The organism is Gilliamella sp. W8128, from assembly GCF_016100545.1.
Classification (GTDB): domain Bacteria; phylum Pseudomonadota; class Gammaproteobacteria; order Enterobacterales; family Orbaceae; genus Gilliamella; species Gilliamella apis.
The window spans coordinates 154826-165589 of record NZ_JACFSE010000005.1 but is presented as its reverse complement, the minus strand read 5'-3'; the positions used below and the strand labels follow the sequence as shown (position 1 = coordinate 165589).

Below are 10764 nucleotides of genomic sequence, written 5' to 3'. Positions count from 1 at the left end.
ACTCCTAATAACAAAACTATAATATTTAAATGCTAATGAGAATTATTATCATTTAATTAATGAAAGTCAAATTATTTTTATAACTAATTCGATTAATGTTAAATAAAGATACAAAAAAAGCGTAGATAGATACATCTATTAGATTGATAGCTAATGTAGTGTTAAACTTAGTGATAATTGTAATATCTGACAATAAAGTTCAATTACAACTTAAAAAACTAACGAGGTTAAACATGAAACTACGTAAAGTGATGATTATTGGTGTAGGTAATGTTGGTTCAACTACAGCTTATACATTGGTCAATCGTGGATTTTGTGAAGAAATTGCACTGGTTGATCTTAATAAGGATTTAGCTTACGGTCATGGTCAGGATTTGTTAGATGCTGCCGCCTATCGACAAAATATGATTAAAGTCAGTTTGCGTGAATCGACGGACTGTGCAGATATTGATATTGCCGTTATTACTGTTACCTCCGGATTAGCGCAAAAAAGCAGAGCTGAAGAACTTACTGGTACTTCTAAAATTATGGCTAATCTTATTCCTAGTATGATGAAAAGTGGCTTTAAAGGGATATTTTTAATTGCTACTAATCCGTGTGATGCGATTACTTATCAAGTTTGGAAGTTATCTGGTTTACCCCGTCATAGAGTTATTGGTACTGGTGTTTGGCTTGATACCGTGCGTTTACGACGCCTATTGGGAGAACAGATGGATATTGGCCCACAAAGTATTGATGCATTTATTGTTGGCGAGCATGGTGATTCGCAATTTCCAGTTTGGTCACACTCATCGGTTTATGGTATTAATCTCAACGATTTAGAAAGTAAAAAAATCGATTTTAATGATATTGGACTAAAAGCCAAAAACAAAGGCTTTGAAATTGTCAAATATAAGCATTGTACTGAATATGGTATAGCTAGCACTATTGCAGAGATCTGCCAACATATTTTTACCAATAGTCACCGAGCATTAGCACTTAGTTGTGTATTAGATGGCGAGTATGGGTATAAAGATTTAGCAATAGGCGTACCGGCAATCTTAGATCAACATGGTATTAAGAAAGTTATTGAACTTGATTTTAATGACAACGAAAAAAAATTATTCACCAATAGTGTCGATATTGTGAAAGGATACATTGATCATATTAGTTTGTAATTGTTAAAAAATTTGATTATAAGGGCGTTTTCAGACTTATTATCAGTTATTGATTTCGCCCAACGTTACTATAATACAAATTATTTAATTAAATTTTTAAATGAAATATCAAATATACGATTTATATTCTTTATCAAGGTAAACCTCTGTTGATATTTAGCATTTAAAATTTTGTAAACTTGATTCAATTGAACAATCACCTTCGCAATATCCTCAGTAGATAATCCTTATTATTACATTCTAATTTTTATTATTTCAACAGAATTAATTGAAGTTGGTGAATAGTTTTGATTTGCATATTTTTCAATTAATAATATTATTTTTATAACTATCATATAATTAAATACTGATTACACAATTATTACCAAAAAAGTGGTTATTTGCCTATTTGATTGGAATCATTATTATGTAATATATCGTTATATATTTTAGTTATAATCTTAACTTTAATTATTAGGAATTAAATCTAATTCAATTACCTTAATGAGATTGTTTTAATAAAAGGAATTAATACATGAAAAAAGTACTTATCTCTATAATGTCGGTGGTGTTATTAACTGGCTGTAAAGTCGAATTGACTCCAACCGTAAATTTAAGTGATATAAATAGTGAAACAGCGAAAACTATTTCATCAAAATTAATTGTGGAAGTGACCGCGTGTGCTGATTATAAAGATTCTCGTAATGAATCATCCAGCTTAATCGAAGCTAAAAAGGGGATAACCGAAGTATTTGGTGATGCCAAATATATTGAATGTTATAGAGAAAAAATGGATTCAAAAGCGTTATTTGAAATTCCTATCACTGTTGGTGGTAAAGAATTAACTGGTGATATCCAATTAGCTAATGCCGATTTTGGTGGAGGTATGGTGTTAAAAATGTCACCAACCTTAAAAACTAAAATTGACAAAGTCAGTAAGTCTGGAATGTCTAAAATACAGCCATCAGTAACAATAAAACTCAAAAATGATACTAGCGAAAATGTTGATATTGTTGCTCATGCATCATATCTAAACGATAAGCCAATGACTGTATCGACTTATACACTGTTAGCTGGAAAAGAAACTATCTTCAAATTATCTGATGTTTCAGTGTCATCTGCATTTGATTACGGTGTTTCAATTATTTATGAAGATTTAAATAATAGAATGAAATTAGAAAAATAAGAACCTAACCAAATAAAAAAACCTCATATGAGGTTTTTTTATTCTATAAATATTAATCAAATCAGTTTAGCAAACTCATCACTTGTTGTTGCCAAGATATATAATTTGGTGTTCTATATAACACTTCATCAAGTTTATCCTTAGGTATAACTTCGACACTTATATAATCATTGAATGAACCATCAAATTTTTGCGTTTCTATACCATTAACTCTTTAATAATACATTGAGAAAATATAGTGTTAACTAAAAAATTGATTCGCCTCCTGTAGGGTAATTAACATGATCTTACTTTCAATCATACACGGTAGTGTATATAATATCGTCTATCATCATTCATTGATTAATTAATTAACTAATTATGTTAGTTTGTGTGATGATCTCATAATGATTGCCATATCTTCGGCGCAAGTTGCTCATTACTAGTGCCGAATTAGTGATGGACTCTTATCAAAATGAGGGGGGTATGTACAATTAGATTAATGCTGACTTTAATAGTGTTTACCATTATTGGGCTTCTGTTTGTTCCAAAAACGAAAAGCTCTTTATAAACCTGTTTTATGGCGCTATCAATTGACATACTCAATAGACGTTTGGATTTATGTACCACTTCCTAGTGTCTAATTTTCATTTTCGGAATTGAAAAATAAAGTTAGGCTACTGGTGAATAAAATATTTGCCTCATTGAGGCAATCGATCTCACAAAGATTGTGAGATAAAGTAGTATGGTTGTTTTATCAACCAAATACCTGACACTCCTCTCCAAAAGGTACGGATCTAATTTTGGGGAAAATAGTATGTTACTCAAAAAATTGAGGGAAGTTATTTAAACTTTGAAACCTCATTTTAATACACAATTCAGTAAAAGTTCTTATAGAAGTTAACAAGTTAAATTAAAAAGACTATTTCAGTTACTACATTTTTAATACGTTTTTTAGTTAAAACAATCGAATAAAGTTTAGTTAGTTAGATTTAAAAATATTGTAAATCATTAAATTAAATTAAAGGATTGATAAAATGTATTGTAATTATCACGAAAATACATGCTTCATACTTGTTTTAAGTTCGCTTAATAGGAGTAGTAAAAATTTAGTTTTTCACTACAGTTTTATTTATCTTAAAATCGTAAGTTCTTTACTCAAAGTGTTAAGTCTATTTTATTCATTTTGGCGGATTATTTTAACGATTTTGCTTATTCTTTTATTGATAACGCCTTTTTTTAGCCACGCATTAAAATCTCAAACATCAAATACTATTCAGGGTCATGAACCTTACTTAACCTTTGACGGCGATCTTACTCGTGTTACAAATATCGACGATCTACTGTGGATTTCACTATCTGATGGGACAAAATTTACACCAATAACATATAACTCAAATGACCCTATTGAATTACCTAAAATTGGTGAAAGTTTTGCTGATATCGATATGGCCGTACCAATTGATACTGATTTAATTGGATTAAATGCACTTATTGGTTCACCTTATAATTATTGGGGGGATGATGATGGGGATGATGATGTTACAGTAACTGGTGATCTAAGGTTATCTATCGTAGATAAAAATAATGAAACTGTTGCGCGTAATGAAGTATTAATGGGAACTAAGGCGCCATATAAGTTAACATTAACTAGTACTAACGGAACATTAAGAACGCGTTATGGAAAACCTAATAGTAGTGATTTTAACTCTAGTAATGTGACTTATTACATTAATCCGAAGGCCGGGCCTTCAGTTTTGTTTGCCACACCAAACCTTATTTATAGTTCAGGCGATTTTGCAGGTCCTGAACCAATATGGGATATTAATAAAGGATTTATTACTCAAACTGCTACCTCATCATCTTATCATCGCAACTTTCCTACTACAGGCGCTAATAATTTATATTTTGATTTAAACATCATTGGTAGTAACGAGGCTTTATTATGGAAGGAAGTTACTCATGATGGTATCACTGCTACAATGACCGATGTAACAAGTACCAGTGTTCGTGTTACCTTAACTGGTCCATTCGCTACAGAAATACAACATGACTCAGATGAACCAAGTAGTTTAGGATCTATACATAAACCGGTATTGCCTATTACATTTGAGTTAGTTGGTGTAGACCCTCAAAGTAATAAAGAAGTCGTCAAATATGGTTTCCAGTTAAAACAGTGGTTTGTTAATCGTGGGAGAAACACTCAAAATAATAAAGATAAGCATATATCTTGGTGTGAGAATATAGGTTACCGTGTTCCTAATTATAAAGAGCTAACTAATGCACCGGTTTCTGATGTCGCCAGCACTACATCGCCTTCCCGAGATAATCATTTTACGCGTGCAATTGATAACGGATTTTTTGCTGAGTGGGGGTATATGGCTGGTTACAGAGGTGCTCAATTTTTGCGTGTGATACCTTATTTGGCTACCGATATCAAAATTAATAGTGGTACGAATAACGGTACTGATAGTGATAGCAATAATGGTACTGATAACGGTACCGAAAATGATGCCAATAACCATAGAATTCTTGTATATGCCTATAATGGTTCCGTAATAGCAGATTATTCAAATAACAACTCTAATCATTTAATTTGTGTTACACCTTAGTGCGTAGTTTTTACTTGTTATCCATTAGATTGAAGCTTCAATGTTGGAATATTAAATTCAATCTATTAAAGTAGTTGATTTGTAGCTTCAATCAAGCTGACGAAGTGGGTGATAAAAAGAGATTTTGTGGTGAGTACTATCCGCCCCAATTGGGACGGAGTTATTGTAGAGGAGTAGAGACTTTCAGTAAATATTTTAATCAATAAATATCGGTTAATGATATAGATAAGTATGCTGGTTCAGCTTGAATATGGAATTCTGGGAATTGATATTATTCAATCTTCAATTTAATCATCTTACGGCTAAAACTTTTCTACTATGAGGGATTTGGTATATTTTGATTTAAAGATAGTTAGTACTGTTTTTTTGAAATGACCTCCTTCCGTTTCCCAAGCAGGTATTACTGTTACTATATTGGAAGTAACAAGTACAAGCTTTCAAGTCACTCTAACTGGTCCAGTCGCTCAAGTATCGTAACGGAGTTCAGACGATCCAAGTAATGTATCTAAATCCTCTTAGCTGCAAGTATTTGAGTTAGTTGGAAGTGATGAGAACGGTAATGCAATTGTTAAATATTATTTTGAATTATAATAATTTATGTACTATACCTTTGCCTACGACTACTCGATGATTAGTAATGGCAATGACGATAAATATTTAGTTGTGGACGCGTTTACCGGAGCCTTCAATAAATTCCCTGTTTCCAACAATGGTTATCCATTTTATATTTATTCACCTTTACCTTAACTTTTTATTTTTACTAAATTGGTGAAGTAATGAAATCTGCATGGTTTTATCGTTTAGCTATGTGTAATGTAGAGATGGACGGATTAAATTAAGGAAAGCTATTTTTAAGCTTAAAAAAATTGAGGCAGTTTTTTAAGAACCCATATCTTAACAATAACACTTAACATAGTATTTTTGTTAAAAAACAGATTAAAATCATCACTATTAATCACTAAATTATGTGCTATTTATTTAGGCAAAAGTGCCCCTAATTTATTTTAGGGGCAGTTAAATTATTCATTGGTTAAGAATAATTTAAGTGATGGATTTTCAGTTTCATTATTAAAACCATAATCCAATTTGGTTAAATGTTTTGTAAAGGTTGTATGGCTAGCTTTATCTATTTCAAAAGCAGCTAATACTCGGCCATAATCGGTACCGTGACTACGATAATGGAACATTGATATATTCCAGTTAGTACCTAGCGTTTGTAAAAACTTAAGCAAAGCACCTTGTGATTCAGGAAACTCAAAACTGTAAACTTGTTCATTAAGAGGTTGACATGGTTTGCCACCAATCATATAACGAACATGTAGTTTTGCCATTTCGTCATCAGTGAGATCGACAACTTGATAACCAGCTGCGCTGAGTTCTTGCATGATTTCGTCTTTTTCATTGCTTTTGGCAATTTTAACGCCAACAAATATGCGAGCTGATTTGTCGTCATGATAGCGGTAGTTGAATTCTGTGACTGCTCGTCCACCTAATAATTGGCAAAATTTTAAAAAGCTTCCCTTTTGTTCAGGTATAGTTACCGCTAAGAGTACTTCACGTTTTTCACCCAATTCACAACGTTCAGATACATAACGTAGATTATGGAAGTTTAAGTTAGCTCCAGATAAAATGTGGGCTAAATTTTCACCACAAATGTTATTTTGTTCGACATACTTTTTAAGACCAGCTAATGCTACTGCGCCCGATGGTTCTGCAATGGCACGTACATTATCAAATAGATCTTTAACTGCCGCACAGATTTCATCGCTATCAACAGTAATGATATCGTCAATATACTGCTGACAGAGTCTAAATGTTTCATCACCAATTCGTTTAACTGCAACACCTTCAGCAAATAAACCAACCCGATCAAGATCGACTGGATGTCCTGCAACTAAAGCCGCTTTTAAGCAGGCCGCATCTTCAGGTTCAACCGCAATCACTTTTATTGATGGCATGATTTGCTTAATTAATACGGCAATGCCAGCAGCGAGTCCGCCACCACCGACAGGCACAAAAATGCGGTCAAGCTTGGCATTTTGTTGCAGCAGTTCCATAGCAATACTGCCTTGACCGGCGATAACTAGTGGATGATCAAAAGGTGGAATAAAAATCCGATTTTGTTGCTTTGCCAGTTCCATTGCTTTGGCTTTAGCTTCGTCAAAATTGGCTCCATAAAGTAATACTTCACCACCAAAGCCTTTTACGGCTTCGACTTTGATATCAGCCGTATTTAATGGCATGACAATTAGCGATTTAATCCCTAATTTAGTTGCTGAAAATGCAACACCTTGGGCATGATTACCGGCTGATGCGGCAACTACACCACATTTACGTTCTTCAGGGCTTAAGCTGGCTATCATGGCTTGGGCTCCACGAATTTTGAAACTATGGACTAATTGACGATCCTCCCGTTTAACAAAAATTTGATTTTTTAAACGAGTGGAGATTTTTTCCATATGTTCCAGTGGCGTCACTTGGGCAACATCATACACTGCACTGCATAGTGTAGCTTTTAAATAATCAGCGCCGGTTAGTTTGTTAGCTTGTTGATTCACATTAACCACCTAATTTGCTTTTATCACGTACCGCACCTTTGTCTGCACTAGTTGCTAAGCTAGCATAAGCTTTTAGTGCATATGAGACATAACGGTCACGATTATGAGGAGTAAAGGCTTTATCACCACGAGCAAGTTCTGCGACACGGCGACGTTCTAATTCATCTTCTGGTACGATGAGCTCTAATTTACGATTTGGGATGTCGATATCGATAATATCGCCATCACGAACAAGACCAATCACCCCACCATTAGCAGCTTCTGGTGAAATGTGACCAATAGATAACCCCGATGAACCACCAGAAAAACGACCATCAGTGATTAATGCACAGGCTTTACCAAGCCCCATTGATTTTAAGTAACTTGTCGGATAGAGCATCTCTTGCATACCTGGTCCACCTTTTGGTCCTTCGTAGACAATCACTACCACATCGCCTGCCACTACTTTGCCACCTAAAATTGCATCAACAGCATCTTCTTGGCTTTCATAAACTTTGGCCGGACCACGGAAGACTAGGTTTTCGGCAGCAACACTGGCGGTTTTTACAATAGCGCCATCTTGGGCGACATTACCATAAAGGGTTGCTAATCCACCATCTTGGCTATAAGCATGTGCTTTATCACGAATACAGCCATTTTCACGATCATCATCTAAGCTATCCCAATAACAATCTTGAGAGAAGGCCTTGGTGGTGCGAATGCCTGCTGGACCACTGCGATACATTTTTTTGACGGCTTCGTCAGTTGTTTGCGTAATATCATATTTGGCAAAGGTTTCTTGTAAACTTAAACCAAGTACGTTATGTACGTTACGGTTTAGTAATCCGGCTTTGTCCAATTCAGACATGATGGAGACCACCCCGCCGGCACGGTGGACATCTTCCATATGATAAATTGCGGTACTTGGCGCAACTTTACATAGATGAGGAACTTTGCGTGATAACCTGTCGATGTCAGACATGGTAAAGTCTATTTCACCTTCTTGTGCTGTGGCAAGTAAATGTAATACGGTATTTGTTGAGCCACCCATGGCGATATCAAGTGACATAGCATTTTCATAAGCAGCTTTAGTCGCAATTGAACGAGGTAAATAAGCCACATCATCATGCTCGTAATACTGCTTGGTTATTTCAACAATGCGCTTAGCCGCATTTAAGAAAAGTTGTTCACGCTGTTTGTGGGTGGCAACCAGTGAGCCATTCCCCGGTAAAGAGAGGCCTAATGCTTCGGTTAAACAGTTCATTGAGTTAGCAGTAAACATCCCCGAGCATGATCCACAAGTCGGGCAGGCTGATTGTTCAATAGCCTCGCTGTCAGCATCGCTAACAGTAGGATTAGCACTTTGGATCATAGCATCAACTAAGTCGAGTTTGATGATTTGATCTGACAGTTTAGTTTTACCTGCTTCCATTGGACCGCCAGAGACGAACACAGTTGGAATGTTTAAGCGCAGTGACGCCATTAACATCCCTGGGGTAATTTTGTCACAGTTTGAGATACAGATCATTGCGTCAGCACAGTGTGCATTAACCATATATTCAACTGAATCGGCAATGAGTTCTCGAGATGGTAATGAATAAAGCATACCACCATGGCCCATAGCGATACCATCATCAACAGCAATAGTATTAAACTCTTTGGCAATACCACCACAAGCTTCAATTTCTTTTGCCACTAGTTGACCAATATCTTTTAAGTGGACATGGCCCGGTACGAATTGTGTGAATGAATTAACCACTGCAATGATGGGTTTACCAAAGTCTTCATTTTTTACGCCTGTTGCACGCCATAAGGCGCGGGCGCCTGCCATGTTGCGACCTTCAACTGAGGTTGCCGAACGATATTTAGGCATTTGTTGCTCCCAATTTTTCCTAATGCAAGCGACCGATTTCTATCGGTACATTTTTGAGTTCTTAATAAATAGTAAAATGATGACACCGCCGAATTAATCTTAATCGGCGGTAGTTATCAATGCTTATTTAATTAGATCTAACCAACCATATTTATCTTCAGTTTTTCCATCGAACAATCCGAAGAATGTTTGTTGGATTTGTTTAGTGATTGGGCCACAGCGACCAATACCAACTTGAATACGATCAACACTTCGTACAGGTGTGATTTCGGCAGCAGTACCGGTCATAAACACTTCATCAGCAAGATATAGTGATTCACGAGAAAGAGTCTGTTCACGTACTTCAATGCCTAGATCACGAGCAAGGGTAATGATGGCATCACGAGTGATCCCTGGAAGTGCAGATGATGATAATAATGGGGTAAATAAGATACCGTCTTTAACGATAAATAAGTTTTCACCTGAACCTTCAGAAAGCTGACCGTTAACGTCTAATGCAATCCCTTCTTGGAAGCCATTAGCACGAGCTTCAGATCCGATAAGTAGTGATGATAAGTAGTTACCACCAGCTTTTGCTGCTGCTGGAATGGTATTTGGAGCAAAACGGTTCCATGATGATACCATGGCATCAATACCTTGTTCTAAGGCGTCTTCACCAAGGTAGGCACCCCATGGGAATGCGGCAATCATAACATCTGTTTGATAACCTGCTGGTGGAATAACACCCATACCAACATCACCAATAAATGCTAATGGACGAATGTATGCGCTTTTTAAATTGTTTTTCTTAATTACTTGGCGGGTTGCTTCCATGATCTCTTCAAGTGAATAAGGAACAGGAAAACGATAAATTTTAGCTGAATTCAATAGGCGCTGTGCATGTTCTTTATGACGAAAAATTGCTGGCCCTTTGTTTGTTTCATAACAACGGATACCTTCGAATACTGAAGTACCATAATGCAGGGCATGTGACATTACGTGAATTTTCGCATCTGCCCATGGAACCATTTCGCCATTTAACCAAATATAATCAGATTTTGCTGTAGTACCCATTTTTTGTTTTCCTCTTAAATTTACTTTTGTTAAGCATGCATACTGCTTTTGTTCATTTAATGGTAAGCATTATACATCACTTTTTTTTTGTTTAACTTCTATAAAAATACTCTTTTTTATTTAACCTATTGTTTGAATAAGGTTTATTGTAAGCTTTATTCAATCGCTATAACATCTTCCAATTTGCCAATTTGGCTTTGTAATGATGATAGCGATCGTTCCGTAGTTAATGTTAGATTTAAGATAAATAAATGATTATCAATTGATTGCATTTGCATCTGTTGTATATGTCCGCCACGGTGGCGAACAACCCGTAAAATGCGTTCAAGAGAACCTAATTTATCATTGGCCTTTATAGTAAATTGATGTGTCGCTAATTGATTCATCA

8 protein-coding genes are annotated in these 10764 nt (G+C 35.5%); 3 read left to right on the top strand and 5 right to left on the bottom strand.

All coding sequences use genetic code 11. The annotated features are described in order from the left end of the window. Positions 1-233: 233 nt before the first annotated feature. Positions 234-1157, top strand: a complete 924-nt coding sequence (locus tag H3U97_RS06610; RefSeq protein WP_198198563.1) for an L-lactate dehydrogenase — start codon at positions 234-236, stop codon at positions 1155-1157. A gap of 514 nt (positions 1158-1671) precedes the next feature. Then, entirely contained in the window at positions 1672-2322 is a 651-nt protein-coding gene (locus tag H3U97_RS06605; RefSeq protein WP_086362385.1) for a hypothetical protein, read from the top strand. 61 nt (positions 2323-2383) lie between these two features. Here H3U97_RS06605 and H3U97_RS11620 read toward each other — a convergent pair whose 3' ends face one another. Continuing rightward, complete coding sequence (locus H3U97_RS11620; RefSeq protein WP_081300002.1) at positions 2384-2524, bottom strand: CbrC family protein; 141 nt, start codon at positions 2522-2524, stop codon at positions 2384-2386. 1000 nt (positions 2525-3524) lie between these two features. Here H3U97_RS11620 and H3U97_RS06595 point away from each other — a divergent pair. Continuing rightward, a complete protein-coding gene (locus tag H3U97_RS06595) occupies positions 3525-4913 on the top strand; it encodes a hypothetical protein (protein WP_232343763.1) in 1389 nt (462 codons plus the stop codon). A gap of 1019 nt (positions 4914-5932) precedes the next feature. Here H3U97_RS06595 and ilvA read toward each other — a convergent pair. The 4 genes from ilvA to ilvM all read right to left on the bottom strand — a co-directional run bounded on the left by ilvA (position 5933) and on the right by ilvM (position 10762). Next, positions 5933-7471 (bottom strand): threonine ammonia-lyase, biosynthetic, encoded by a 1539-nt coding sequence (gene ilvA / locus H3U97_RS06590; protein ID WP_370545677.1) that lies wholly within the window; start codon positions 7469-7471, stop codon positions 5933-5935. A gap of 1 nt (position 7472) precedes the next feature. After that, entirely contained in the window at positions 7473-9323 is a 1851-nt protein-coding gene (gene ilvD / locus H3U97_RS06585; RefSeq protein ID WP_065578434.1) for a dihydroxy-acid dehydratase, read from the bottom strand. Between the two features lie 123 nt (positions 9324-9446). Next, complete coding sequence (locus H3U97_RS06580) at positions 9447-10376, bottom strand: branched-chain amino acid transaminase (RefSeq protein WP_198198560.1); 930 nt, start codon at positions 10374-10376, stop codon at positions 9447-9449. Positions 10377-10531: 155 nt separating this feature from the next. Beyond that, a complete protein-coding gene (gene ilvM / locus H3U97_RS06575; protein WP_065578432.1) occupies positions 10532-10762 on the bottom strand; it encodes an acetolactate synthase 2 small subunit in 231 nt (76 codons plus the stop codon). Between the last annotated feature and the right edge of the window lie 2 nt (positions 10763-10764).